This window comes from Mycobacterium sp. 23 (assembly GCF_048287075.1).
GTDB classification, from domain to species: domain Bacteria; phylum Actinomycetota; class Actinomycetes; order Mycobacteriales; family Mycobacteriaceae; genus Mycobacterium; species Mycobacterium gordonae_B.
Window position 1 is genome coordinate 3,110,181 of the sequence record NZ_JBLVUX010000005.1, and the last position, 24,461, is coordinate 3,134,641.

Consider the following 24,461-nt stretch of genomic DNA (forward strand, 5'->3'; position numbering starts at 1 on the left):
CTTTTCGCTGGGCCTAGCCGAAGAAGATGTTGCGCCGGCCGGCCAGCAACCGGTACAGCGTCTGCTGGATCGTCTCACGCACCTGGTCGGTGAGCTCGAAGGTGACCATCGGGTCCTCGGCGTCGCTGGGCGCGTAGTCGGCCGTATGAATCGGCTCGCCGAACGCGATCCGCCACTTGGACGGCAGCGGTACCAGGCCCGCGGGCCCGGCCAGCGGGAACAGCGGGGTCACCGGGAAGTACGGCAGGCCGAACAGGCGCGCCAGCAACTTCACGTCGGTCAGCATCGGGTAGATCTCTTCGGAGCCGATGATCGAGCAGGGCACGATCGGGGCCTTGGTGCGCAGCGCCGCCGACACGAAGCCACCGCGGCCGAACCGCTGTAACCGGTAGCGATCCTCGAAGCGCTTCCCCAGGCCCTTGTAGCCCTCCGGGAACACCGCTGTGAGTTCGCCAGAAGCCAGCAACCGGTGTGCGTCGGTGGTGCAGGCCATGGTGTGGCCGGCTTTGCGCGCGGTCGACGAGATCACCGGCAAGTCGAACACCATGTCGGCGGCCAGCAGTCGCAGGTCGCGCTCCGCCGGGTGCTCGTCATGCACGGCGACCGAGAGCATCAGGCCGTCGAAGGGCAGCACTCCGGCATGATTGGCGACCACCAACGCGGCGCCCTCGCTGGGGATGTTCTCGATGCCGCTGACTTCGACCCGGAACCAGGAGTTGAAGAAGAATCTCAGCAAAGGCCGGACGATCGCGTCGTTGAAGTGCGGGTCGAATCCGAATTCATCGACGCTGTAATCACCGGTCAGCCGTTGCCGGAAAAACCCGGCCACGGCGGCGACGCGCTGCGCGAGATCGTTGAGGGGCGCCTCGCCGGTGGCTGAGCCTCCGGCCACCCGCCGGTGTTCATCTATCTCACGGACGACCGCAGCGATCTCTTCGGCCGATGCGCGACCGCTCGGATCGGAAAGTAGCGAGGGGTGCTGACGCGTGGCGTCGGCGCGTTGATCGGCACGGCGGCGCGCCGTTACGCGACCCCGATTACTGTGCAGTGGAATAACATTCGCTCTGGTTTCACCCGCCACGTTATCTACCCAAATCTATCTACGACCCCGCCCACGGAATGGGATTTCGGCTACCCCAGCGCTGCGCCACCGCTATGGCACGACCCTCCCAGGAGCGTACCCGATGAGGGTCGATTATGGGAGTTAGGTTACGCCCGCGGACGTAGTCGTCGAAGGCCTCTGCCGTCGACCATTTCGGCTGGTAGCCAAGCTCGGAACGCATTCTGGTGGTATCCATTACACGGCCGTAACTGAGGTACGCGAACTGATCGCGGCTGATCTCGTTATAACGGTTGGCACGCCGCAGCGAATCCAGGGCCCACACCCCGATTCCGGGTACTGGCAAGGGAATTCGTCCGGAAAGACGAATCGCCTGTGACAGCATGATGATTCCGTCGGCGCCGATGTTGAAGGTGCCGGCCCTGCCCGCCATCGCGGCGCGCTCCAGCGCGCCCAGCGCATCCTGTTCGTGCAGCAGCTGCAGTCGGGCATCGCGGCCGAACATCGTCGGCACCAACGGCCCCGCCAGGTACCGCGACAGCGAGGTGTCCATCGCGGGGCCGATCATGTTGGCCAGCCGCAGGATGGTCACCGCGATGTCGGGGCGCCGCCGGCCCAGCCCCCGCACGTATCCCTCGATGTCGAGGCTGTCCTTGGCAAACCCGTCGCGGAAGGGCCGCCGGCTGCTGCTGTCCTCGGTGAACATCACCGGGTCATGCGGGCTCGACCCGTAGACCTCCGACGTCGACTTCAACACGACGCGGCGCACCGACGGCGCCTTCTGGCAGGCGGCGAACAGCTGCATCGCCCCCATCACGTTGAGTTCCTTCAACGCCGCGGTGCCACCGGACCGCGGAGCGTACGACGCGGCCGCCGCATGCACCACCGTGTCGACGTCGCCGTTCCGGATGACCTTGGCGATGAAGGGGTTCCGGATGTCGGCGCGCACGAACTCGGCGCGGCCCATCCGACGCAGCATGTCCTTGCTCGGCGCGATCGCGTCCACCGCTATGACGCGGTTGATCAGCGGGTTCTGCACGAGACGAGCGGTCAGGTAACCGCCCAGGAACCGGCACGCGCCGGTGACCAACACCACCTTCGGGTAGTGCACCGTGTCTGCGTTCGGCTGCTGGCCGCCGGTTCCCCCATCGTCCTGGCCGTTCGACGAATCCACCTTGACAGCCTAACGACGAGGAGAAACGGAGGCGTTACGGACGGGTGACGGTACCCGCAGGCAGGACTTACTTGCCAAGTTTTCTGCGCTGCACCCGGGTGCGACGTAGCAGCTTGCGGTGCTTCTTCTTCGACATACGCTTGCGCCGCTTCTTGATTACTGAACCCATGAACTCCGCTATCTGACCGGCCGTCTAAGACCCCAAAAGGACCCAGCCACCTTACCGAACCCGGGCCCCGCAACACCAAACCGGCTGGGCGGCCCGCGCCCCGGGCAGGTCGCCGAGGCCCCGGAACGGCAGGGACCTACTCACACGGACGCCGGGCGCCAACCCCGGCGTCTTACCCGGCGTCGAAGTACGACGTCTCCAGCATGTCGTGAACCGCCTTGGCGTGAACCCGGAAGGACCGGCCGACCCGAACCGCCGGCAACTCGCCGTTGTGCACCAACCGGTACACCGTCATCTTCGACACCCGCATCAGAGCCGCCACCTCGGCGACGGTGAGGAATTGTGTCCGGGACTGCGCGGAGTCGGCCGATCCGGCCGCCTTACCTGCAGAATCCCGTGCCGACGGCCCATTCGTTGACGTCATCGCAACCCAATCGTGTCAGGCCCGCGCAATGCCAGCGGCTTCCCCTCCGCTGGCACCCACACGTGCATACAAAGAGGAGAATAGCGGGACTAGTGGGGTTCCTGGTACTGGTGAGAGACAATCAGTCCAAATTTCTTTAATTATTCCGATGTAATTCTCAGCTGCTCAGAGCGGCTTTTCGCGGCCTGCACGGCCGCGTCTACGGCGACCCGGAATCCGCCCCGTTCCAGCGCCCGTAGCCCGGCCGCGGTGGTTCCGCCGGGCGAGGTGACCGACGCTCGCAGCTGCGCCGGCGAGGTGTCGACCCGCAGTCCGATCGGCTCGCCGTCGGCCGGCGCACGCCCCTCATCCATCCGCTCCAGCAGCATCGCCGCCGACCCGGCCATGGTCTGTGCCGCCAGCTCAGTAGCCACCTGACGGCTCAAGCCCACCGCGACACCGGCGTCCACCAATGCCTCGACCAGCAGGAAGAAGTACGCCGGACCCGATCCCGAGACCGCCGTCACCGCGTCGAGGTGCTGCTCGGACACCGTGAGCACGCCACCCACCGCGTCGAACAGCGCGGACACCTCTTCCAGCTGCGTTGGGCTGACGAACCGGCCCTTGGCCAGCGCCGTCACCCCGGCTCCGACCAGCGCCGCCGCGTTGGGCATCGCCCGGATCACCGGCGTCCCGGCCGGCAGCTTGGACTCGAAATAGGTGATGGTGACGCCTGCCGCGACCGTCACGAACACCTGCTCGGCGCTGTCGTGCTCGGCCGCCGCAGCCGCATCCGCGAGATCGCCGATCACCGCCTCGACGTCGGCCGGCTTGACCGCGACCACCACGAACGTCGCGTTCTCGGCCGCATCCTTGACCGACGTCACCACCAGCACGCCATAGGTGTTCGACAGGTACTTCGCCCGGTCCGGCATCCGTTCGGCCACCACCAGGTCCTTGACCTGCCGGCCCGCCCGCAACAGGCCGGACAACAGTGCCTCCCCGATGCTGCCGCCGCCGATGATCGCGATTCTTGCCATGCCGGAGAGCATTCCAGACACTTGGGCCGCGCTACCGGGCAGGCACCATCGCAAGTTGGCGGGCCTGTACCACCAGGCGACCCAGCCGGTCGACGACGATGTGGTCCTCGTCGAACCAGTCGTGCCCGATCTCGAGGCAGGTGGCGACGATGCGCAGCCAGCCGTCGGCAGGCAGGGACCGGAGCAGCGCGGTGAGCTGAACGGTGGGAGCCCAGCCGGTCCGGTCCACGGCGAAAGTCACCGGCGCGGACAGGTCGCCGCACATGAGCGCGAACAGCCCGTCCGGGGCGACATCACGTGGACGCGCCCACATCTGCAGCAGCGGCGGCCGCCCGTCACCGGTCGGCTCCATCGTCGACAGCACGGGGCGGATGTCGCAACCCGCGCCCAGATGCACCAGCCCCGCCAGCCGGTGGCCAGGCCCGATCGGCGCCAGATCGTCCGGCGGTTCGGGAGGCATCAGATCCAGCACCGGGTTCGCCGACAGCAGCGGCTCACTCTCGCCCGGCAGGTGATGCTCGGGCTCACCCAGCGTCACCACGGCGTGCACCGCGGTGCGCCCGCCCTGAACCAGCTCCACATCAGCCACGGTGATCCGGCGGCCGCGCTTGCGTGCGGCGGTCACCAGCCGCATCGGGCCCGGATCGGGTGCCGACAGGAAGTTCGCGGACACCGCCACCGGATGCAGGGCGCCCCCGCCGAACGCTGTTTGCGCAGCCTTGGCGCACAGCGCCACCATCACGCCGCCGTGCACTTTGGGGCCTATCGTCCAGTGCTCACTGAGCTCGCCGTCGAACACGGGCCCGTCCGGGCCCGAGTCGACTTGGCGCAGCGCCATGGCTGCGGTGAACAGTGCACTCATATCAGCGCAACAAGTTGGTGCGGGCGAACTGCAACGACTCCACGAGCATGGCTTCGCGCTCAGCGGCCGACCGCGCCCCCGAGGTGGACACTTCGAGTACCACGTGGCCGGTGAAATCGCTGGCGGCCAGCATCTGACATACCTCGGTGGTGGGCTGGGTGCCGCGGCCGGGCACCAGGTGCTCGTCGGCGGGCAGGCCGCTGCCGTCGCACAGGTGCAGATGGACCAGCCCCGACCCCATCCGTTGCGCCATTTCCAGCGAGTCGGTGCCGGCGGTGGAGGTGTGCGAGAGATCCAGGGTGTAATGCGCGTGGTTGCCGTCCAGCGGGTCATAGGACGGCGCGAAGGCTGAGATCGCCGGGCCGGGTCCGCCGCCGCGCCGGCGCATCCGCTCGCGGCTCTGGTCGCTGCCGAAGAACCGGTCGGCACGGAACGGAAACATGTTCTCGACGGCCACCATGATGCCGCTGGATTCTTCCAGGGCCTTCACCTGTTCGCCGAATCCCTCCGCATAGCGCCGTTGCCACCGAAACGGCGGGTGCACCACGACGGTCTGCGCGCCCAACTGTTCGGCGGCGCGCACGCTGCGGTCCAGTTTCACGATCGGGTTCGCGCCCCACACCCGCTGTGAGATCAGCAGGCAGGGCGCGTGCACGGACAGCACCGGCACGCCGTAGCGCCGCGACAGCCGGCCGATGGCGCCGATGTCCTGGCTGACCGACTCACCCCACACCATCAACTCGACGCCGTCGTAGCCGAGTCTGGCCGCGTACTCGAACGCGGCCTCGGTTCGCAGGGGATATACCGAGGCCGTCGACAGGCCGACTTTGATTGCTGGGCGCACTGGCTGTCTGGGGCGCCTAACCGGTTTGCAGCAGGGCCATCGGTCCGAGGGTGATCAGCGCACCCACTGCGACCGCGATCAGCGTACTGGCGATGTCCTCGGTCTTGCGGACCACCCGGACACCGACCACCAGACCCAGGATCACCAGCACCGAGAGCACCAGCGCCACGATCGAGTTCCAACGCCAGAGCTGATCGAAAGCGATGAACAGACCGGCGCCGAACGCAACGGCGAGGATGGACTGCAGCACGGTCAGGACGGCCCGGCCGAGCGTCGCCATGGTGTTGCCTGAGCGACGTTGCGGCGCTGGCACATCGGAGTCGAGGTCATCCTCGTCGAGCGACGGGCGCTCGCTGCGCCGCCGCGCCACCTCGTCGGCGATCGACTGCCCGCCGAACAGCGTGTGTTCGGTGCCGCTTCCGGACTCCTGCAGGTATGAACGCACGTAGGCGGAGTCCTCGACCGGCTCTTCCGCCTCGCTGATTTCGCTGTCCAAGACGTCGACCGAGGCGTCGGTGTAGTGCCCCACCGGGTCCGGGCTCATGCTGTCGGCGCCGGACTGCGGTTCACCGGAATCGCTGACCTCGTCCAAGTGGCGCACCGGGCGGGGGTATTCGCTGCGCTCGGGCCCGGTCCTGCGGGTCGTTATCGGTTCGGACTTGGGCCAGCGCGGCTCGGGCTCGGCCCAGTACGGGGTCTTGGACTCAGGCTCGGCGGCGGTAACGGGGGCCGGGTCGGGGACCGATTCGGGAACCTGCTCAACGACGGGTTCGGGCGACGGGATTGGTTCGGCGACCTGGACCTCGCGGTTGACCGGCGGCGGCGCCACCGGAGCCGGCGCGGGCCGGTCGTCGCGGATCACGGGGATCTCGCCGGTCAGCTCGGCGACGGTAACCGAGTCGTCACCGCGGCGGCGTCGGCGGCGGCGCGTGACCGCGGGAGCGCCGATGGTTCCATTCCTGGCCAGCAGCTCGGCCACCGAGATCTGCTTGGTGTCCTCGGAGTCTGGTTCGGTCATGGTTTGCCTCTCGATCGGTTAGGCGAGTTCCGATCAACCAACTGCCGTCCAGCATCCCGCACCGACGTCTCAACCAGTGCCGTTCCGTCGGCTTCGGAGTCAAGTTTGCGCAAGATGAGACCCTCCCGTAGCGCCCACGGGCAGATGTCCACCTGATCGATCGACAGCGCTCGCATGCTCGCCTCCGCCACCAGCGCACCCGCGACGATCTGCGGTGCCCGCTCGGCGCTGACTCCTTCCAGTTCTGCCCGGTCAGCGGTCGTCATCCTAGAGATGAAAGATATGAGTTGTCTGAGGCCGTTTGCTGTGAGCGTCCGCTTCACCCGCGGGCCGGCTGCCGACGGGGCGGCGCCGGTGAGGCGCGCCAGGGACCGGAACGTCTTCGAAGTCGCCACGGCGAGGTCCGGGGCACCCGCGTCAAGGACCGTCGCGCCGGCCTCGGACAGCTCGGCGTCCAGCCAGTCGCGCAGCATGGCGACCCGGCGCCGGCCGGGTGGATCGTCGGGCAGCCACTCGCGGGTCAACCGTCCGGCACCCAGCGGCAGCGACATCGCGACCTCGGGCTCCTCGTCCACCCCGCTGGACACCTCGAGTGAGCCCCCGCCGATGTCGAGGTTGACGATGCGTCCGGCGCTCCACCCGAACCAGCGGCGCACCGCCAGAAAGGTCAGCCGCGACTCGTCGACGCCGCGCAGCACCTGCAGCTCGACACCGGTCTCCTTGCGGACCCGGGCCAGCACGTCGTCGGAATTCTCGGCATCCCGCACCGCGGACGTGGCGAAGGCCATCAACTCGGCACAACCGGAGCTGACGCCGATCTTGGCGAACTCATCGATGGTGGAAACAAGCTTGTCGGCACCGCGCCTGGTGATCTTGCCCGAGCTGTCGGTGGCCTCGGCCAGGCGCAGGGTCGCCTTCGTCGAACTCATCGGCGTCGGATGCCCACCGCGGTGCGCATCGACCACCAGCAGGTGGACGGTGTTACTGCCCACGTCCAACACACCCAATCGCACGGATTCAACCTAGTCGGGGCGACGGCGTGCCCGTATCGCGACCCGCTGCGCAAGGCCCGGCCGGCGACACCGACGGCGTCCCCGGTGGTCGCAGGAATCGTGCACTAACGTTGCACCCGTGGCGAACTGGCGGCCCGGACAAGAGGTCGATCTGGACTTCACCCGCGAATGGGTGGAGTTCTGCGACCCCGACAATCCCGAACACCTCATCGCGGCCGACATGACCTGGCTGTTGTCCCGGTGGACGTGTGTGTTCGGCACCCCGGCGTGTCAAGGCACGGTGGCGGGCCGCCCGGACGACGGCTGCTGCTCCCATGGCGCATTCCTGTCCGACGACGACGACCGCGCCCGGCTGGACGACGCGGTGCAGAAACTGACCAAGGATGACTGGCAGTTTCGCGACAAAGGCCTGGGCCGGAAGGGGTACCTGGAACTCGACGAGAACGACGGGGAGCCGCAGTACCGCACCCGCAAACACAAAAACGCCTGCATCTTCCTGAACCGCCCGGGTTTCCCCGGCGGCGTCGGCTGCGCACTGCACAGCAAAGCCCTCAAGCTGGGGGTGCCGCCGCTGACGATGAAACCCGACGTGTGCTGGCAGTTGCCGATCCGGCGCAGTCAGGACTGGGTGACCCGCCCCGACGGCACCGAGATCCTCAAGACCACCGTCACCGAGTACGACCGGCGCGGCTGGGGTTCCGGCGGCGCGGACCTGCACTGGTACTGCACCGGCGATCCGGCCGCGCACGTCGGCGCTCAGCAGGTCTGGCAGAGCCTCGCCGACGAACTCACCGAACTGCTCGGCGCGAAGGCCTATGCGGAGCTGGCCGCAATGTGCAAGCGCCGCAGTCAATTAGGACTCGTCGCGGTGCATCCGGCCACCCGCGCCGCGCAGTAGCGGCCTGCAACGCGAGCAGGTTTGCTGAAACCAATCACCGGCCGATCTGGCGGCGCTAATATCGCACGACTGGTTCCGGGCCGATTCGGGTTGCGCCTGGACAGGACAGGGAGTCGACCGTGTCTTTTGTGGTGTCCAGCCCCGATTTGGTGGCGTCGGCAGCGAGCGATCTGGCTCGACTTGGTTCAAGCATCCGGACGGCCAACAGCGCCGCGGCGGCAACGACAACGCGGCTGCTGCCGGCGGCTGCCGACGAGGTGTCGACGGCGGTGGCGGCGCTATTCGGTCAACAGGCACAGAGCTATCAGGAGCTGAGCCTGCGAGCTGCCGCTTTCCATGAGCAGTTCGTCGCGGCCATCACGAGAAGCGCGGCGTCATATGCCGCCGCCGAGACCGCGAACGCCGGACCATTGCAGCTTCTGTTGGACGCCATCAACGCCCCTACCCAGACCCTGCTGGGTCGCCCGCTGATCGGTAACGGCGCGGCAGCGCCGGCAGGCAGCGGGCAAAACGGCGGAGACGCCGGGATATTGATCGGCAACGGCGGAAATGGCGGCTCCGGGACCCTCAGCCAGGGTGCCGCCGGCCCCGGCGGCAACGGTGGGGCAGCCGGCCTGTTGTGGGGCCGAGGCGGTAACGGCGGGGCGGGCGCGAACAGCGGGAACCAAGCTCCCGGCGGCGCCGGCGGCAACGGCGCGGCCGGCGGACTGTTCGGCAGCGGCGGTAATGGTGGCGCGGGCGGAAGGGGTGGCCCCGGTGACATCGGAGGCGTCGGCGGGGCGGGCGGTGCCGCCGGACTTTTCGGCACCGGCGGCACCGGCGGCAACGGAGGCGGCGGGGGCAGTGCCGGTGGGGCCGGTGCCAGCGGCGGCGGGGGCGGCCGGGGTGGCTTGCTGTTCGGCGACGGTGGCGCCGGCGGCAACGGGGGTGACGGACTGACGGTGGGTGACGGCGGCAATGGGGGGGCCGGCGGGCTGGGCGGGAGGTTGTGGGGCAACGGCGGAGCCGGGGGCACCGGTGGTAGCGGCGGCAACGTCGCCGGTGTCGCCGCCAACGGGGGTGCCGGCGGCGGCGGCGGATTACTGTTCGGCGACGGCGGTGCCGGCGGCGGCGCCGGCATCGGTTTCAACGGTTTGCCCGGTGCCGGCGGCAACGGCGGAACCGCAGGCTTCCTGATCGGCAACGGCGGCGATGGCGGATTCGGCATCACCGGTGGCGCCGCCGGCAAGGCCGGAGTGCTGATCGGCAATGGCGGTGACGGCGGCGTCGACACGGGTCAGTCCGGCACCAGCGCCGGATTCTTCTTCGGCAATGGCGGCGCTGGTGCCAACGCCCTGGCTGGAGGGGTTAGCGGCGGCAACGGCGGCAATGGCGGGTTGATCGGCGACGGTGGGGTCGGCGGCCGGGGCGCCAACAGTAGCGTCGGCGCCGCCGGGGGCAATGGAGGCAACGGCGGACTGCTTTACGGCAACGGAGGTACCGGCGGAAACGGCGGCAATGCCTCAGGCGTCGGCGGGGTCGCAGGCGGCGGCGGCCGGGGCGGCGCCGCCACCGGCCTGTTCGGATCCGGAGGCGCCGGCGGGCTGGGCGGGAACGCACCCGCCAACGGAACCGGTGGCGGCGGCGGAGCCGGCGGGTCGGCCGCGGGCTTCGGCAACGGCGGTCGCGGCGGAATCGGCGGCAACGGCAACTTCGTCGGCAGCGGTGGTGCGGGCGGCGACGCGAACTTCATCGGCAACGGCGGCGCCGGAGGAAACGCCGGGACCGGCGGCAACTTCGGCGCGGTCGGCGGTGGCGGCGGCAATGCGTGGTTGATAGGCGACGGCGGCAGCGGCGGGAACGGTTTCGGCCTGGCGCCCGGCGGCACCGGCGGTACCGGTGGGCTGTTGTACGGCCGGTACGGAACGAACGGCACGCCCTAAGCGGTAGTCATGCGCCTCAGGAGTCCCGATAGGCCATGACCATGCGCAGCGCACTGGCATTCAGGTAAGCCTCGACGGCGGCGGCGGCGCCGGCAGCGTCACCGCCTGCCACCGCCTCGTAAATTTTCTGCAGGTCTGCGATCACGGGCTGCGCGTCGTCGTAGGCGCGGGTGAGTTCGTGTTCACGGCCGCCGAAGGCGTCTTCCACCCACCGGTACAACAAGCCCAGTGCCCGGTTGCGGGTGCTGTGAATAAGAACGTGGAAGTACGACAGGTCGGCCGCTTGCCGGGCGGCGGCCGTGTCCGCCTTCCGGACCTCGTCCAGAGCGGCGGCCAAGGCTTGGTGATCCTCGGGCCCGCCGCGCTGCGCGGCAAGCCGGCCTATCACCGGCCCAAGGCCGGCGCGCACCTCGAGCAGCTCGACCAGAAACTCCGGCCCTAATTTGCGCACCAGCGCTTCCACCACCGCCGGATGGGTGAGGCCCGCCGGATCGCGCACCACGCTGCCGCTGCCCTGCCGGACATCGATGAGACCCATCTGCTGCAGTCGCGCCAGCCCCTGGCGCAGCGAGGTGCGGTTGACACCGAGTTGATCAGCAAGTTCGCGCTCGGGCGGCAGCGTCGAGCCGGGCGGAAACACGCCGTCGAGGATGGCGTCGGCGATCGACGCGGCGATCTGCTCATCGACGCGTTGACGATCCGGCGGAGGTATCGGAGACGATTGGTTCATTGGCTCAACCAATATAGTATGGTGGCTGTCGAGCGGGCACAACCCGTGCGCGAGTCCCAATCGGAGGTAACAAAGTGGACGACGAGATGCGGTCGGCCGCCGCCCCGCGATGGCGGGGCGCCCCGGGACGCCTGGAGGTCTGGTACGCAACCCTCTCCGACCCGGTCACGCGCGCGGGACTCTGGGTGCACTGCGAGACGGTGGCGCCCACGGCCGGCGAACCGTACGCACACGGCTGGGTGACCTGGTTTCCGCCGCAGGGATCGCCACGCACCGAGCGTTTCGGCCCCGAACCCGTCCGGCCCGCCGCCGGGGCCCCGTGGTTCCACGCGGCGGGCGCCCTGGTGGGTCCCGAGCGGCTGTCCGGAAGCGCGCGCTCGTTGACCTGGGACCTGTCCTGGAAGGACACCGGCGCACCACTGTGGACATTCCCCCGCCTGGCCTGGGAACGTGAAGTGCTGCCCGGCGCCCAGGTGGTGCTGGCCCCCACCGCCGACTTCACCGGCACCCTGACCATCGACGGTGCCGACATCCCCGTCGACCGCTGGCGCGGCAACGTCGCTCACATCTACGGGCATGGCAACGCCAGGCGCTGGGGCTGGATCCATGCCGACCTCGGCGACGGCGACGTGCTGGAAGCGGTCACCGCGGTGTCGCACAAGCCCGGCCTCAACCGACTCGCGCCGCTGGCGTTCATTCGCTTCCGCATCGACGGAAAGGACTGGCCGGCAACGATTCTGCCGTCGCTGCGAATGCGCACCACGCTCGGCCTGGAGCACTGGCAGATCGAAGGCCGCGTCGGTCGGCGCGAAGTGTTGATCCGGGTCGACCAGCCGGACGAACGGTGCGTCAGCCTGGAATACACCGACCCCGACGGCGGCAAATGCGTGTGCACCAACACCGAACAGGCCGATATCTACATCGAGCTCGGCGACCGCCGGTGGTCGGTGAAAGGCACCGGCCACGCCGAAGTCGGCGTGCGTGGACAGCAGGCACCTCCCGTCAACGAAAGGTCCCTGTCATGAGCTTCGCCCTCGATCCCCCGCTGCTTGTCGCCTCCGGGCTGCTGATCGAGCGGCGCCTGCCACCCGAGCGCCGCGACGTCGCCGAAGCCGCGGTCCTCGGCGTCTTCTTCGCCGGCTCTTTCGGCCTCTACAACAATGTGCCCGGACTGGGCTTCCTGTGGCGGCCGTTCCGCGCCCGCAACGGCCGCGACTTCATGTGGAACTCGGGCGCTTTCAACCTGAACACCGCCGAGTTGGACTGGCCGGCACACGCCGCGGCCGGCGGCATCTTCGCCACCTACCCGTTCTTTCTCAAGCTCGGACGGGCACTCGGCCGACGCGTGGCGGCACGGTCATGAGCCGGCTGGCCGACCGCGTCGGCCGGTCCTCGATAGCCTCCTTCGGCACCGCACTGCTGCCGCAGGAGCACGGTGGGCCAACCGCGACAGAGTTCACGCAGCGTGTCGACCGATACCTGAAGCGGATGCCGGCCACCTCGCGGATGGCGGTGCGGGCGGGCATGGCCTCCCTGGCGGCGGCGAGCTACCTCACCACGGGCCGGTCGTTGGCGCGGCTCGGCCCCGCCGAACGCGAACAGGTACTGCGTCGCATCGCGGCGCTGAACGCCGATGCCGGCGTTGCCGTCGAAGGCATGAAGGTGATCGGGCTGTTGGCCAATGGCGCCGATACCTTTGCGGCCGAACTACTTTCGCGCGCCCAGGACGACACCGTGGTGCGCCCGGACGCGGCACTTGACGTCATCCCCTCCTCCGCCAGCGCCTCGGTGGTCACCACAGACGTGGTGATCGTCGGGTCCGGCGCCGGCGGCGCGATGGCGGCCCGGACCCTGGCCCGGGCAGGCCTGGACACCGTCGTGCTCGAAGAGGGGCGACGGTGGACGGTGCAGGAGTTCCGCACCACCCACCCGATCGACCGCTACGCCGGCCTGTACCGCGGGGCCGGCGCGACCATCGCCCTGGGTCGCCCGGCCGTGGTGCTGCCGATGGGCCGCGCGGTCGGCGGCACCACAGTGGTGAACTCCGGCACCTGTTTCCGTCCGCCGGATGCCGTGCAGCGCCGTTGGCGCGACGAGTTCGGCCTCGGCTTCGCCGACCCGGACCGGTTGCGAACCCACCTCGACGACGTCGAGCGCACTCTGCAGGTCGCCCCGGTGCCACTGGATGTGATGGGCCGCAACGGAAATCTCCTGCTGGATGCCGCGGGAACGCTCGGCTGGCAGGCCGCGCCCATCCCGCGCAACGCACCCGGCTGCGAAGGCTGTTGCCAGTGTGCGATCGGCTGCCCGCACAACGCCAAATTCGGGGTGCACCTCAATGCGCTGCCGCAGGCCTGCGCGGCCGGAGCGCGCATCATCTCCGAAGCGCGCGTGCAGCGGGTGCTGGTGGAGAGCGGTCGCGCCCGTGGTGTGCGGGCCCGCCGGCCCGACGGCACCGCGATCGACATCCTCGCCGACACGGTGATCGTCGCAGCGGGCACGACCGAGACGCCAATGCTGTTGCGGCGCAGCGGTATCGGTCAGCACCCGCGGCTGGGCCGCAACCTCGCGCTGCATCCGGCGTCGGTCCTGGCCGGACGCTTCGAGGAGGACGTGTACGCGTGGCGCGGCGTGCTGCAGAGCGCAGCCGTCCACGAGTTCCACGAGTCCGACGGCGTGCTCATCGAGGCCACCTCCACTCCGCCGGGCATGGGGTCGATGGTTTTCCCCGGCTACGGCGCGGAGTTGCTGAGTTGGCTCGACCGGGCGCCCCAGGTGGCGACGTTCGGCGCGATGGTGGCCGACCAGGGTGTCGGTTCGGTGCACTCGGTGCGCGGCGAGACGGTGGTCCGCTACGACATCGCGCCGACGGACATCGCCAAGCTGCGGGTCGCGCTCATGGCCATCGGCAAGCTGTTGTTCGCCGCCGGCGCCGTTGAGGTGCTGACCGGTCTACCCGGCGGCGCGACGGTCAAGTCGGAGGCAGAGCTGCAGGACGTGCTGTCTCGCACCAACCCGCGAAGCCTGCATCTCGCCGCTTTCCACCCGACGGGGACCGCGGCCGCCGGCTCCGACGAGCAGGTCTGCCCGGTCGATTCGACCGGCCGGCTACGTGGCGTCGACGGCGTCTGGGTGGCCGACGCTTCGATCCTGCCCAGCTGCCCTGAGGTGAACCCGCAGGTCTCGATCATGGCGCTGGCGCTCGCGGTGGCCGACGAGGTGGTCGGGGCGGCCTAACCCTCCAGCTTGTAACCAAGCCCCCGCACCGTCACCAGGTGTACCGGATTGGCCGGGTCCGCCTCGATCTTCGAGCGCAGGCGCTTGACGTGGACGTCGAGCGTCTTGGTGTCGCCGACGTAATCCGCGCCCCACACCCGATCGATCAGCTGTCCCCGGGTCAGCACCCGCCCGCTGTTGCGCATCAGGTATTCCAGCAGGTCGAACTCCTTGAGCGGCAACGTGATTGCGTCGCCATTCACCGAGACGACGTGCCGCTCGACGTCCATCCGGACCGGACCGGACTCCAGAACGCCGTCGCTGATCTCGGAGTCGTCGTCGCCGCCGCGGCGCAGCACTGCCCGGATACGGGCGATCAGCTCCCGGGCCGAATACGGCTTGGTGACATAGTCGTCGGCGCCCAGCTCTAGGCCGACGACCTTGTCGATCTCGCTGTCCCGGGCGGTCACCATGATCACCGGAACGCCGGAGCGGGCCCGCAGCTGCTTGCACACGTCGGTTCCCGACATGCCGGGCAGCATCAGGTCCAGCAGGACGATGTCGGCGCCGGACCGGTCGAACTCGGCCAGTGCCGAGGGGCCGTCGGTCACCACCGTGGCCTCGAAGCCCTCTTTGCGCAGGAGAAACGCCAGCGGATCGGCCAGCGATTCCTCGTCTTCCACAATCAGCACGCTCGTCATCAGCGACTCAGTTCTTCCTCTCGTTGTTGCCTGGGCCTGATTTCGCGGCCCAGCAATTGCTCAGGTTCTTGGTTGATGTCATCCGGCCCCGCTGCCGAACCGAACGCCGGGATGGACAACGTGAACGTCGACCCGGTCCCCGGCTTGCTCCACACGCCGATGCTGCCGCCGTGATTGGCCGCGACGTGCTTCACGATTGCCAGCCCCAGCCCGCTGCCCCCGGTGGCGCGCGACCGCGCCTTATCGCCGCGGAAGAACCGCTCGAACACCCGCTCCTGGTCTTCCAGGGCGATGCCGATGCCCCGGTCGGTGACCGCGATCTCGATATTGTCGCCACGCCGGCGCCGGCTGATCGACACCAGCGACCCGCGTGGGGAATAGGCGATCGCATTGGACACCAGGTTGGCCAGCGCCGTCACCAGCAGTGTCTGGTCGCCCAGCACCCGCAGACCGCTGGGTGCGTCGGTACGGATCTCGATATTGGCGTTTTCCGCCGCCACCTTGTGCCGAGAAATCGCTTCAGCCACCACCACGTCGACGTCGACGTCGGTCACGTTGGACAACCGCTCGGCTCCCTGCAGGCGCGAGAGCTCGATCAGCTCGGCGACCATGTCGCCCAGCCGATTGGCTTCGATCAGCACCTTTTCGGCGAACCGGCGCACCGTCTCGGTGTCATCGGCAGAGGCCAGCAGGGCCTCGGCGAGCAGTGTCATGGCGCCGACGGGAGTCTTGAGCTCGTGGCTGACATTGGCCACGAAGTCGCGCCTGGTCGCCTCCATGCGCGCGAAGTCGGACTGGTCGTGGACGAACACCACGGCGAATCGGCGGTCTTCCTCACTCAGCAACCGGGCGTGGCCGTGTACCGACAGCCCGGACCTGCCGCCCGGTCGCTTGAACGGTGCCAGGTCGAACTCCACATCGTCGCCGGCCAGCGCCTGCTGCGCGGCCTTCCACGCGGCGTCGTCCAGCTGCCGGTCACGCACCAGGCCGAGTTCCCTGGCGCGATCGTTGAGGTAAACGACGTCACGGTGGGTATCGACCACCGCGGCGCCCATGGGCATCAGGGCGACGATTCGCTGCAGCATCTGCGCGACGGTGATACCCGTCCCGTCGGTGGCGGCACGTTGGCGGTTCTGGCCCGCCTGCCGCGACAGCCGGGCGCCCACCACAATGCCTACGGCCAGTGCCAGTCCGGACAAAACCCCGGCCAGCAACAGTGCCGAGAACACAGTCACATACAAAATCCTACAAATCGGGTGAACGCAGCCCTAGCGGAGCACGGCTAAAATCGGACAAGTCACACGCCGCGGTACAGGTGTTCCGCTGCCGTTAACGCGATGTTCAGCAAACGGTCCTGTGGGGGCCGCAATCAGCCTTTCGCCGCGCCCTGGCTGGCCACGGCCGCGGCTCCCGCGGCGGCGGCCTCGGGGTCCAGATAAGTCCCACCGGCGACCTTCGGGCGCAGGTCAGCGTCCAGGTCGTAGCGCAGCGGAATGCCGGTCGGAATGTTCAGCCCGACGACGTCGTCGTCGGACATCTGGTCCAGGTACTTCACCAGCGCACGCAGCGAGTTGCCGTGCGCAGCGATCAGCACCGTCTTTCCGGTGCGGAGATCCGGAACGATGACGTCGGTGTAGTACGGGAGGAACCGGTCCACCACATCAGCGAGGCATTCGGTGAGCGGACCGCCGTCGATGTTGGTGTACCGGGGGTCCGCGTCCTGGCTGAACTTGCTGCCCTTTTCGATGGCCGGCGGCGGTGTGTCATAGCTGCGTCGCCAGGCCATGAATTGTTCTTCGCCGTAGCGCTCTTTCGTCTCGGCCTTGTCCAGGCCCTGCAGCGCCCCGTAGTGGCGCTCGTTGAGTCGCCAGCTGCGGTGTACCGGAATCCACAACCGGTCCGCGGCATCGAGCGCCAGGTGCGCGGTGCTGATCGCGCGCCGCAGCAGCGAGGTGTAGAGCACGTCGGGCAGTAGATCCTGCTCGGCCAGCAGTTCGCCGCCGCGCACCGCCTCGGCGCGGCCCTTCTCGGTCAGCCCGACGTCGACCCAGCCGGTGAAGAGGTTGAGGGCGTTCCATTCGCTCTCGCCATGGCGCAGCAGTACCAGCGTGGCAGTGTCTCCCATGGCGGCAAGTCTCTCACGCAGTCTCGTCGTCTTCGTCTATCAGGTGCGCGAACGCCTCCAGGTTCTTCAGGGACTCACCGCGGGATACCCGCCACTCCCATTCCTTCTGGATCGACGACCGAAAACCCAACTCCAGCAACGTGTTGAAGTCCGAATCCACCGCCTCGAGCACCTGACCCAGCACGCGGTCGATCTCCTCGGCGTCAACCGAGGCCAGCGACATCCGCCCGACGAGGTAGATGTCGCCGACTTTGTCCAGGGTGTAGGCGACGCCGTAGAGGCGGCGGTTGCGTTTGAGCAGAAACCGGTAAACACCCTCGTGGTTCTCGTCGGGCTTGCGGCACACGAACGCCTCGACCCGCACCGAATGTTCGCCGATGCTCAGGATCGTGTTCGTCTTGAGCCGCCGCTCACCGGGGAGCTCCACGATTATTCCGGCCAGCCCGCCGCGCGCGCCGGCGTGTTTGGAGTAGTTCAGCTCGCTGGCCTGCAGCGCATCCTCGATCACCTGCTCCACACTCATGCGCCAACCCCCCGCCGGGCCGACCAGCGCCTCGGCTTGCGCTTGGCGACAAGGTCGCGCACCCGGCGCTGACGTCCGGCGCTGAAGTCGGCGATCGCGCGCCGGTAGCTGGCCAGCAGCGCGTCGGTGGTGTTCTCCCAGGAGAACGTGGCGGCATGCTCGGCCGCTGCCCGGCTCATCGCCCAGCCCTGGGGTCCGGCGTTGACCCGCAGCAGGTGGTCGATGGCGTCGGCCCACTGCCCGACCTCGTGTCCGGACACCAGCGTGCCGGTGATGCCGTCGCGCACCGCCACCGGCAGCCCGCCCACCGCGGCCGCGACCACAGGCGTCCCGCAGGCCTGTGCTTCTACCGCGACCAGACCGAAAGACTCCGAATAACTCGGCACGGCAACCAGATCGGCAGCGTGGAACAAGGTGGCCAGGTCTTCGCGGGACTGCGGCGGCAGGAAGGTCACCCGCGAGGCGATGCCGAGTTCATCGGCAAGCCGGGCCAGGCCGTCCGGAGATGCCAGGCCGCTGCCGGACGGGCCACCCGCCACGACGATGCGCACACCCGGCAGGCGCGCCGCCGCACGCAGCACGATATCGGGCGCCTTGAGCGGTTGGATGCGCCCGACGAAAGCCACCACCGGCTCATCGGGTGCCAGCCCCAGCCGGGCCCGGGCCGCCGCCCGGTCGCCGGGCCGGAAAACCTGCAGATCGACGCCGGGGTGCACCACATCAATGCGCGCCGGATCGGCGTGGTGCAGCGAAATCAATTGCCGCGCTTCATCTTCGGTGTTCACAATGAGCCGGTCGGCCTCGTCGACGACCTGCTGCTCGCCAACCGTGCGCAAGGGCGGCTCCGCGGTATCGCCCGCGGCCAGCGCGGCGTTCTTCACCGCGGCCAGCGTGTGCGCGGTGTGCACCAACGGCACCGCCCAACGGTCGCGGGCCAGCCACCCGACCTGCCCGGACAGCCAGTAATGGGAGTGCACGATGTCGTAGTAGCCGGGCTCATGCGCGGCTTCGGCGCGCAGCACACCGGCGGCGAAGGCGCACAACTGAGTCGGCAGGTCGTACTTGTCGAGTCCCTCGAACGGCCCGGCGACCACGTTACGGACCAGCACACCGGGTGCGGCGCGCACCACCGGCGGATCGGCCGAAGCGGTGGCCCGGGTGAAGATCTCCACCTCGATACCCCGCTTGGCCAGGTGCAATGCGCTTTGAAGCACGTAGACATTCATGCCGCCGGCGTCCCCGGTGCCAGGCTGTGCCAGCGGCGAGGTGTGCACCGCGAGCAGGGCTACCCGGCGTGGTTCGTCGTCGTAACGCACACTGTCATCTTTACAGGACGCGCCGCAGCGTAAGGCCGGGCGCATGGCTGGGATCGACAGCTACGCAGGTCAGACCCCTACTTGGCGATGGCCGCGGGCTCGGTGTCGACGAGCCGGTCGCTGAGCGCTCCAGATCGCCGCATCGCCCCCAGCGGGTCGGCGTAAAGGCCGTCCAGCGATACGATTCCCGCTCCGGCCTCCTGCACGCGATTACCGAAAGCGGTGACGCGGATGTCGCGTGGCGCGAGCACCGAACGCTCGGCGAAAGCCGCCTCCACGTCGGCCATCCCTTCCGGATACTCGGTGAACGCCTGCCCGCCGACGACCACCTCGTCGGGATTGAGCATGTCGCGCAACAGCGCGACGGCCCCGCCGAGCACCCGCGCCCGCTCCGACAACAGCCCCCTGGCCTGGTCATTGCCGCCCCGCGCCACTCGCAGCAGGTCGGTCATGGCGGTCGTCGACGCACCCGGGCGATTGGCCGGGGCCACTCCGGGCAAAATCCGGAGCCGGCGGGCGGCCGCCAAGACTGCCTCGTCGCTGACGGTGGACTCCAACTGCCCCGAGCCGCCGAGCAACTCCGACTGCACCGGCAGCGGGGCGATGGTGCCCGGACCGCTGGCGGGGCAGTGCACCCGCCCGCCTATCACCAGGGCATAGCCCACGGTCTCCCGGGCATACACGTACAGGCTGGTGGACGAACCCGGGTTGAACCGCCGCATCCCCAGTAGCAGCTCCGCCCCGGCCATGGCGTCCACATGCGACGCCACCGACACGGGCAGGCCGAGCGCATCGGCCAGCACCGGCCCGACCGGAGCCTGGCGCCAACCCAGTCGGGGGTGGTCCACCAGGCCGGTCGCGCTGTCGACGGTGCCGCCGATCGCCACGCCGACCCACAACGCGCGCCGCCGATGCCAGCGGCGCAGGTAGCGGCTGGCGCTGTGGGACAGCGCGGTCAGAGCGGGACCCGCGCCGCTGAGCGGCGTGGGGGTCTCGACCGTGTCCAGAGTGCGGCCGAACAGGTCGGTGGCGACGATGCTGGTGGTGCGGGCGCCGATGTGGATGCCGAGCGTGACAAAGGGTTCGTGGTTGACCTCAACCGGCACCCTCGGTCGTCCGATCGCCCCGGAAACCGCCAGGTCGGCTCGTTCACGAAGCAGTCCGGCGTCGAGCAACGCGATGACTTGACGGTTCACCGTGGCGATGCTCAGTGAGGTGACGCTGGCGATCACGTCGCGCCCGACGGGTCCGCGTAACCGCACGGCGCGGAACACCGAGGCCGCCGCGGAGTCCGACAGGTGTAATGCCGGGGGCACAACCTGGCGGTAAGCCCGCACCTGTCCGTTGTGCCCGCTGCGGCTGTGCGATTGGTGGGTGAGGGTAGTCGAGTGCACTGGCAGTCCTTTTACGAGTTCCGATGGCCGGGTCCCTGGCCACACCCGCGACTTGCGTCAGTTCAGGCGCGGCAAAGTGCGCGACAACAACACGCGCCCGCGTAGAGACACGCGGTCGTCGTGCGGAACTTGGCACTGCAGTACACACCGAAAATTTAGCACGTTTATTAGAGTTGTCCCGATGAGTTCCCCCGACCCGCACAAACCAGTGGCCGTGGTGACCGGAGCCAGTTCCGGGATCGGTGAGGCGACTGCGAAAGTACTTGCGGCACAGGGCTTCCACGTGGTCCCCGTGGCACGGCGGGCCGACCGCATCGAGGCGCTGGCCGCCGAGGTCGGCGGCACCGCGGTTGTGGCAGACGTCACAAAAGACGAGGACGTGGCCGCGCTGGCCCTTCAGCTGGACCGGGTCGACGTGCTGGTCAACAACGCCGGCGGCGCGAAAGGTCTGGCGCCGGTGGCAGAGGCCGACATGGAGCACTGGCGCTGGATGTGGGAGACCAATGTGCTGGGCACCTTGCGGATGACCCGCGCGTTGCTGCCCAAGCTGATCGAGTCCGGTGACGGTCTGATCGTCACCGTGACTTCGATTGCGGCCCTTGAGATTTACGACGGCGGCGCCGGCTACACGGCGGCCAAGCACGCCCAGGGTGCACTGCACCGCACCCTGCGCGGCGAACTACTGGGAAAGCCGGTGCGACTGACCGAGATTGCCCCCGGCGCCGTGGAGACCGAGTTCTCGCTGGTTCGTTTCGACGGCGACGAGCAACGCGCAGACGCGGTCTACTCGGGTATGACACCCCTGGTGGCGACCGACGTCGCCGAAATCATCGGATTCGTGGCTTCGCGTCCCTCACACGTGAATCTGGACCAGATCATCGTCCGGCCCCGGGACCAGGCGTCGGCAACCCGAAGGTTCAACCACCTGGCCCAGAACTAGGCCCGGTCGTAGTGGTGGTCGTGGTCGTCGTCGGTGTGCCCGACAGGCTGGGCGCCGTCGACGGCGTCGCGGGCGCGGTGACCGGGATCTGAGTGCCCGGCGGACGGCCGGAGGGTGCCGGCAACGCCGACATCGCCACCCAGGTGTCCCAATCGACGGCCCAGTCCCAGATGTCGCCGTCGGCGTAGGAGAGCTGAATCGAGCTGCCTGTCACCTCGACAGGGTCGCCGTACATCGCCGTCGGGAAGTACTCCGCCGCGTCAGCCGTCGACAGGTTGATGCAGCCGTTGGTGACATTGCTGTTGCCCTGGGCACCGGCACTGGACGGGTTGGCGTGAATGAACTCGCCGTTGTTGGAGATCCGCACCGCCCAGCGCTCGTGCACGTTGCTGTACCCGGCGGCGGGGTTGGACATGTAGAAGTCGGCGTACTTCTCGGTGACCACGTGGATGCCGTTGCGCGTCACATTGCGGGCCTTGTCGGCCTCGCCGTAGCTGCACGGGAAGTCCATGATCACGCCCGCGTCGGTGACCACCTGGATGCGGTGGGAGGAAACCTCGGCCTTGACGATCTGCCGTCGGCCGATCTGGATGTTCAGGGACATGTCCTGCAGTCCGTAGGCGCCGTCGCCGAACGGCAGCCCGTAGAACTTGGCGTCGACGTTGACGGTGGTGCCCGCCGGGTAGTACTCCTTGGGCCGGTAGTGGATGCGGGCGCCCTGCGATTCGTCGGGCAACCATGCCCAGCTGCCTTCGACGGGCGGGTTGGTCTTGATGGTCAACGCCCGCTCGACCGCGGCCTTGTCGCTGATCGGGGCGTCGAACTGGATGATGATCGGGGCGGCGATTCCCACGGTCTGGCCGTCAGCCAGCTGGAACCCGCCGTCGATTTTCTTCTTCGGCGTCACGGTGATGAACTTGCCCGCCACCGGAATCGCCTTGCCGTCGTGACCGACGGCCGACCCGCTCCAGGTGTAGGTGGTGTCGTAGCCCAGTGGCTCGGTGGTCATGAAGACGGTGCGGTCCTGGTTGAACGTGCCGGCGACGGGCTTGCCTGCCGAGTTCGTCAGCGCGACCTTCTGGAACCAGCCGTCGGTGACGCTGACGCTGATCGGAGCGATCGGCACCACGTCTTCGGTGGCGTTCGACGGCAGGTAGGTCAGCTTGGGCGCGGCCGGCGGCTTCTTCTCGGATTGCGGGGTGATCTTGCCACCAGCACACGCGGCCAGGACACTCGGCGCAAACACCCCGAGCCCGATAGCCGCCAGAGCCGCGCGCCGATTGATCGGCCCTTGGCTCGAGGGGGTGCGAGAGGTGGTCACAACCGTCAAAGATACCGGGCGAAAGGCCCTCTCCCCCACTGCAATGACATGCGGCAGGGCTGCTCGCGCACAAAAATAGCAGCTACAAAGCGCATCCGACCAGGACAGGCTCGGGTTTCAGTGTGATACCAAACACGTCACGAACTCCGTCCCGAACGGTGCGCGCCAGTAACATCACGTCCTCCGCGGTGGCATTGCCGCGGTTGGTGAGGGCCAGTGCGTGCTTGGTGGACAGGCGGCACGGCGCATTCTCGCCGGGGAACCCTTTCCCGAAACCGGCGCGCTCCACCAACCAGCCCGCGGCCAGCTTCACCCCATCGGGCGACGGGTAGTTGGGCACCGGCCCGTCGGTCTCTGCCGCCAGGCGCTCGTAGACCTCCCGGGTGACCACCGGGTTGGTGAAGAACGAGCCCACGCTCCAGGTGTCGTGGTCGGCAGCATCGAGCACCATCCCTTTCCGGGCCCGCAATGCCAATACCGCCGCGCGGACCGCTTGCGGGTCGGCGCGCTCCCCGCTGGTCGCGCCCAGAGCCGTCGTCAACTCTCCGTAGCGCAGCGGCGCACTGCGTCCGCCGGCATCCAGCGCAAACTCGACTTCCAGGACGATGCCGGGCAGATCGAGTCCGTCGGCGCGCTTGAGCACGCTGGTGCGGTACCCGAACCGCAGTTCCTCCGCGGGCACCCAGCCCACCTCACCGCTGCGGCGGTCCAGCAACCTGACCCGGGTGACGGTGTCGGAGACCTCCACGCCGTACGCACCGACGTTCTGCACCGGCGTGGCCCCGGTCGAACCGGGAATGCCCGACAGGCACTCCAGCCCGCCCAGTCCGTGCTCGATGGACCGGACCACCACGTCGTCCCAGACCGCGCCCGCCTCGGCGCGCAGCAGATTGCCGTCGATGACGATGCCGGTGTTGGCGAGCCGGACCACTGTGAGATCCGGCAACCCGTCACCGATCACCAGATTGGAACCGCCAGCAAACACCAACACGGGGCCACCGTCGAAGCCGTGGGCCTGAGCGTCCAACGTCCGCAACACCGCAATCACCTGATCGCTGCTCTCACAGGTGATTACGCGTCGCGCCACCGGGCCCACCCGCAGTGTGGTCAACTGTGCAAGCGGCACCGACTCGGCGACGCGTGCGCCGGCAAAGAACGACCCGACTTCCCGTTTCATGTGCTCCGTTTCCTGGCCCGTAACGGTAGCGTTTTCTGTTATGCCGCGTTCATTCGACGTGTCGGCCGACTACGAGGGCACTGTCAGAGACGTCCACCAGGCCTTCCATGACCTGGCTTACTGGGAGGCCAGGCTCGCCGAAACGCCGGTCGACGTGGCCAGCCTGGAGTCGATGCGAATCGGTGGCGAATCCGGCGATGACGGCACCATCGAGGTGATCACGCATCAGACGATGCTGAGCCAGAACCTGCCCGCGCTGGTCACCCAGCTGCATCGGGGCGACCTCTGCGTACGGCGCGAGGAGACGTGGGGCCCGATCAGAGACGGCATCGCAACCGCGTCCGTGGCGGGATCGATCGTCGGCGCCCCGGTCAATCTGTGGGGTACGGCGGTGCTGCAGCCGGTCGCGGAGTCGGGCTGCGCCCGCATGACACTGCAGCTCACGATTCAGGTGCGGGTGCCGTTCATCGGCGGAAAGCTGGAGCGGATCATCGGCAACGAACTCGGCCAACTGGTGACGATCGAGCAGCGCTTCACCACCCAGTGGCTCAACAACGAGGGCGGATCGGCGGCGAGGAACGGAACCGGCTGACCGCAGTCGCGATGCCTAAGCTG

Annotated in this window: 25 protein-coding genes; 7 read left to right on the forward strand and 18 right to left on the reverse strand. The window is 68.5% G+C overall.

The window, feature by feature from the left end:
* Positions 1 to 13: 13 nt before the first annotated feature.
* From ACNQS7_RS15685 to ACNQS7_RS15725, 9 genes are all read right to left on the reverse strand, one after another.
* On the reverse strand, positions 14 to 1,096 hold the full coding sequence (locus ACNQS7_RS15685; protein WP_418016012.1) for a lysophospholipid acyltransferase family protein: 1,083 nt from the start codon (positions 1,094 to 1,096) through the stop codon (positions 14 to 16).
* A gap of 4 nt (positions 1,097 to 1,100) precedes the next feature.
* Positions 1,101 to 2,234 (reverse strand): SDR family oxidoreductase, encoded by a 1,134-nt coding sequence (locus tag ACNQS7_RS15690; protein ID WP_055578725.1) that lies wholly within the window; start codon positions 2,232 to 2,234, stop codon positions 1,101 to 1,103.
* Between the two features lie 67 nt (positions 2,235 to 2,301).
* Positions 2,302 to 2,403, reverse strand: a complete 102-nt coding sequence (locus ACNQS7_RS15695; RefSeq protein WP_003402602.1) for a 30S ribosomal protein bS22 — start codon at positions 2,401 to 2,403, stop codon at positions 2,302 to 2,304.
* 172 nt (positions 2,404 to 2,575) lie between these two features.
* Positions 2,576 to 2,827: a cell division/environmental response transcriptional regulator gene (locus ACNQS7_RS15700; RefSeq protein WP_055578724.1), complete on the reverse strand. Its 252-nt coding sequence runs from the start codon at positions 2,825 to 2,827 to the stop codon at positions 2,576 to 2,578.
* Between the two features lie 140 nt (positions 2,828 to 2,967).
* Complete coding sequence (proC, locus tag ACNQS7_RS15705) at positions 2,968 to 3,846, reverse strand: pyrroline-5-carboxylate reductase (RefSeq protein ID WP_418013244.1); 879 nt, start codon at positions 3,844 to 3,846, stop codon at positions 2,968 to 2,970.
* Positions 3,847 to 3,877: 31 nt separating this feature from the next.
* Complete coding sequence (locus tag ACNQS7_RS15710; protein ID WP_418013245.1) at positions 3,878 to 4,708, reverse strand: thioesterase family protein; 831 nt, start codon at positions 4,706 to 4,708, stop codon at positions 3,878 to 3,880.
* A 1-nt stretch (position 4,709) separates the two neighbouring features.
* The gene (locus ACNQS7_RS15715; protein ID WP_418013246.1) at positions 4,710 to 5,552 is read right to left on the reverse strand and encodes a sugar phosphate isomerase/epimerase family protein; all 843 of its coding nucleotides are present in this window, start codon (positions 5,550 to 5,552) and stop codon (positions 4,710 to 4,712) included.
* A 16-nt stretch (positions 5,553 to 5,568) separates the two neighbouring features.
* A complete protein-coding gene (locus ACNQS7_RS15720; RefSeq protein WP_418013247.1) occupies positions 5,569 to 6,570 on the reverse strand; it encodes a hypothetical protein in 1,002 nt (333 codons plus the stop codon).
* Positions 6,567 to 7,583: a hypothetical protein gene (locus ACNQS7_RS15725; RefSeq protein ID WP_418013248.1), complete on the reverse strand. Its 1,017-nt coding sequence runs from the start codon at positions 7,581 to 7,583 to the stop codon at positions 6,567 to 6,569. Before ACNQS7_RS15725 ends, ACNQS7_RS15720 begins: the two co-directional genes overlap by 4 nt.
* Positions 7,584 to 7,701: 118 nt before the next feature.
* Between ACNQS7_RS15725 and ACNQS7_RS15730 the strand changes: the two genes are divergently transcribed.
* A complete protein-coding gene (locus tag ACNQS7_RS15730; RefSeq protein WP_418013249.1) occupies positions 7,702 to 8,481 on the forward strand; it encodes a hypothetical protein in 780 nt (259 codons plus the stop codon).
* 119 nt (positions 8,482 to 8,600) lie between these two features.
* On the forward strand, positions 8,601 to 10,403 hold the full coding sequence (locus ACNQS7_RS15735; protein WP_418013250.1) for a PE family protein: 1,803 nt from the start codon (positions 8,601 to 8,603) through the stop codon (positions 10,401 to 10,403).
* A gap of 16 nt (positions 10,404 to 10,419) precedes the next feature.
* Here ACNQS7_RS15735 and ACNQS7_RS15740 read toward each other — a convergent pair whose 3' ends face one another.
* Complete coding sequence (locus ACNQS7_RS15740) at positions 10,420 to 11,133, reverse strand: FadR/GntR family transcriptional regulator (RefSeq protein WP_418013251.1); 714 nt, start codon at positions 11,131 to 11,133, stop codon at positions 10,420 to 10,422.
* Between the two features lie 74 nt (positions 11,134 to 11,207).
* On the opposite strand from ACNQS7_RS15740, the gene ACNQS7_RS15745 reads away from it, so the two are divergent.
* From ACNQS7_RS15745 to ACNQS7_RS15755, 3 genes are read left to right on the forward strand one after another with little or no spacing between them, the layout of a single operon-like run.
* Complete coding sequence (locus ACNQS7_RS15745; RefSeq protein ID WP_418013252.1) at positions 11,208 to 12,158, forward strand: hypothetical protein; 951 nt, start codon at positions 11,208 to 11,210, stop codon at positions 12,156 to 12,158.
* Positions 12,155 to 12,496, forward strand: a complete 342-nt coding sequence (locus ACNQS7_RS15750; RefSeq protein ID WP_418013253.1) for a hypothetical protein — start codon at positions 12,155 to 12,157, stop codon at positions 12,494 to 12,496. The genes ACNQS7_RS15745 and ACNQS7_RS15750 overlap by 4 nt, the downstream gene beginning before the upstream one ends.
* Entirely contained in the window at positions 12,493 to 14,370 is a 1,878-nt protein-coding gene (locus tag ACNQS7_RS15755) for a GMC family oxidoreductase N-terminal domain-containing protein (protein WP_418013254.1), read from the forward strand. Before ACNQS7_RS15750 ends, ACNQS7_RS15755 begins: the two co-directional genes overlap by 4 nt.
* Here the strand turns inward: ACNQS7_RS15755 and regX are convergent.
* The 6 genes from regX to ACNQS7_RS15785 all read right to left on the reverse strand — a co-directional run bounded on the left by regX (position 14,367) and on the right by ACNQS7_RS15785 (position 20,408).
* The gene (regX, locus tag ACNQS7_RS15760; protein WP_055578713.1) at positions 14,367 to 15,050 is read right to left on the reverse strand and encodes a two-component sensory transduction protein RegX; all 684 of its coding nucleotides are present in this window, start codon (positions 15,048 to 15,050) and stop codon (positions 14,367 to 14,369) included. The two genes, ACNQS7_RS15755 and regX, sit on opposite strands and share 4 nt — an antisense overlap.
* Positions 15,050 to 16,285: a sensor histidine kinase gene (locus tag ACNQS7_RS15765; RefSeq protein WP_418013255.1), complete on the reverse strand. Its 1,236-nt coding sequence runs from the start codon at positions 16,283 to 16,285 to the stop codon at positions 15,050 to 15,052. Before ACNQS7_RS15765 ends, regX begins: the two co-directional genes overlap by 1 nt.
* 134 nt (positions 16,286 to 16,419) lie before the next feature.
* Positions 16,420 to 17,175: a phosphoglyceromutase gene (locus ACNQS7_RS15770; RefSeq protein ID WP_418013256.1), complete on the reverse strand. Its 756-nt coding sequence runs from the start codon at positions 17,173 to 17,175 to the stop codon at positions 16,420 to 16,422.
* A 13-nt stretch (positions 17,176 to 17,188) separates the two neighbouring features.
* Positions 17,189 to 17,698, reverse strand: a complete 510-nt coding sequence (locus tag ACNQS7_RS15775; protein ID WP_055578711.1) for a YbjN domain-containing protein — start codon at positions 17,696 to 17,698, stop codon at positions 17,189 to 17,191.
* Positions 17,695 to 19,059 (reverse strand): D-inositol-3-phosphate glycosyltransferase, encoded by a 1,365-nt coding sequence (mshA, locus tag ACNQS7_RS15780; protein WP_418013257.1) that lies wholly within the window; start codon positions 19,057 to 19,059, stop codon positions 17,695 to 17,697. Before mshA ends, ACNQS7_RS15775 begins: the two co-directional genes overlap by 4 nt.
* A gap of 32 nt (positions 19,060 to 19,091) precedes the next feature.
* The gene (locus ACNQS7_RS15785; RefSeq protein WP_418013258.1) at positions 19,092 to 20,408 is read right to left on the reverse strand and encodes an ROK family protein; all 1,317 of its coding nucleotides are present in this window, start codon (positions 20,406 to 20,408) and stop codon (positions 19,092 to 19,094) included.
* 181 nt (positions 20,409 to 20,589) lie between these two features.
* Between ACNQS7_RS15785 and ACNQS7_RS15790 the strand changes: the two genes are divergently transcribed.
* Positions 20,590 to 21,348 carry an SDR family NAD(P)-dependent oxidoreductase gene (locus ACNQS7_RS15790; RefSeq protein WP_418013259.1) on the forward strand — a complete coding sequence of 253 codons (759 nt, stop codon included), beginning with the start codon at positions 20,590 to 20,592 and terminating at the stop codon, positions 21,346 to 21,348.
* On the opposite strand, the gene ACNQS7_RS15795 is transcribed toward ACNQS7_RS15790, so the two are convergent.
* Together ACNQS7_RS15795 and ACNQS7_RS15800 are read right to left on the reverse strand one after the other, a co-directional pair.
* Positions 21,326 to 22,708, reverse strand: a complete 1,383-nt coding sequence (locus ACNQS7_RS15795; RefSeq protein ID WP_418013260.1) for a L,D-transpeptidase — start codon at positions 22,706 to 22,708, stop codon at positions 21,326 to 21,328. The genes ACNQS7_RS15790 and ACNQS7_RS15795 overlap by 23 nt on opposite strands.
* A 43-nt stretch (positions 22,709 to 22,751) precedes the next feature.
* The gene (locus tag ACNQS7_RS15800; protein WP_418013261.1) at positions 22,752 to 23,846 is read right to left on the reverse strand and encodes a UDP-N-acetylmuramate dehydrogenase; all 1,095 of its coding nucleotides are present in this window, start codon (positions 23,844 to 23,846) and stop codon (positions 22,752 to 22,754) included.
* A gap of 40 nt (positions 23,847 to 23,886) precedes the next feature.
* Between ACNQS7_RS15800 and ACNQS7_RS15805 the strand changes: the two genes are divergently transcribed.
* Positions 23,887 to 24,438: a DUF2505 domain-containing protein gene (locus tag ACNQS7_RS15805; protein WP_418013262.1), complete on the forward strand. Its 552-nt coding sequence runs from the start codon at positions 23,887 to 23,889 to the stop codon at positions 24,436 to 24,438.
* The last annotated feature ends 23 nt before the right edge of the window (positions 24,439 to 24,461 follow it).

What these genes read in the sequence shown, in the direction of transcription:
- ACNQS7_RS15775 (WP_055578711.1), bottom strand. Translation starts at nt 17,698, where the DNA reads ATGAGTGTGGAGCAGGTGATCGAGGATGCGCTGCAGGCCAGCGAGCTG.
- mshA (WP_418013257.1), bottom strand. Translation starts at nt 19,059, where the DNA reads ATGCGCCCGGCCTTACGCTGCGGCGCGTCCTGTAAAGATGACAGTGTG.
- ACNQS7_RS15750 (WP_418013253.1), top strand. Translation starts at nt 12,155, where the DNA reads ATGAGCTTCGCCCTCGATCCCCCGCTGCTTGTCGCCTCCGGGCTGCTG.
- ACNQS7_RS15740 (WP_418013251.1), bottom strand. Translation starts at nt 11,133, where the DNA reads ATGAACCAATCGTCTCCGATACCTCCGCCGGATCGTCAACGCGTCGAT.
- ACNQS7_RS15710 (WP_418013245.1), bottom strand. Translation starts at nt 4,708, where the DNA reads ATGAGTGCACTGTTCACCGCAGCCATGGCGCTGCGCCAAGTCGACTCG.
- ACNQS7_RS15695 (WP_003402602.1), bottom strand. Translation starts at nt 2,403, where the DNA reads ATGGGTTCAGTAATCAAGAAGCGGCGCAAGCGTATGTCGAAGAAGAAG.
- proC (WP_418013244.1), bottom strand. Translation starts at nt 3,846, where the DNA reads ATGGCAAGAATCGCGATCATCGGCGGCGGCAGCATCGGGGAGGCACTG.
- ACNQS7_RS15720 (WP_418013247.1), bottom strand. Translation starts at nt 6,570, where the DNA reads ATGACCGAACCAGACTCCGAGGACACCAAGCAGATCTCGGTGGCCGAG.
- ACNQS7_RS15770 (WP_418013256.1), bottom strand. Translation starts at nt 17,175, where the DNA reads ATGGGAGACACTGCCACGCTGGTACTGCTGCGCCATGGCGAGAGCGAA.
- ACNQS7_RS15755 (WP_418013254.1), top strand. Translation starts at nt 12,493, where the DNA reads ATGAGCCGGCTGGCCGACCGCGTCGGCCGGTCCTCGATAGCCTCCTTC.
- ACNQS7_RS15805 (WP_418013262.1), top strand. Translation starts at nt 23,887, where the DNA reads ATGCCGCGTTCATTCGACGTGTCGGCCGACTACGAGGGCACTGTCAGA.
- ACNQS7_RS15700 (WP_055578724.1), bottom strand. Translation starts at nt 2,827, where the DNA reads ATGACGTCAACGAATGGGCCGTCGGCACGGGATTCTGCAGGTAAGGCG.
- regX (WP_055578713.1), bottom strand. Translation starts at nt 15,050, where the DNA reads ATGACGAGCGTGCTGATTGTGGAAGACGAGGAATCGCTGGCCGATCCG.
- ACNQS7_RS15800 (WP_418013261.1), bottom strand. Translation starts at nt 23,846, where the DNA reads ATGAAACGGGAAGTCGGGTCGTTCTTTGCCGGCGCACGCGTCGCCGAG.
- ACNQS7_RS15790 (WP_418013259.1), top strand. Translation starts at nt 20,590, where the DNA reads ATGAGTTCCCCCGACCCGCACAAACCAGTGGCCGTGGTGACCGGAGCC.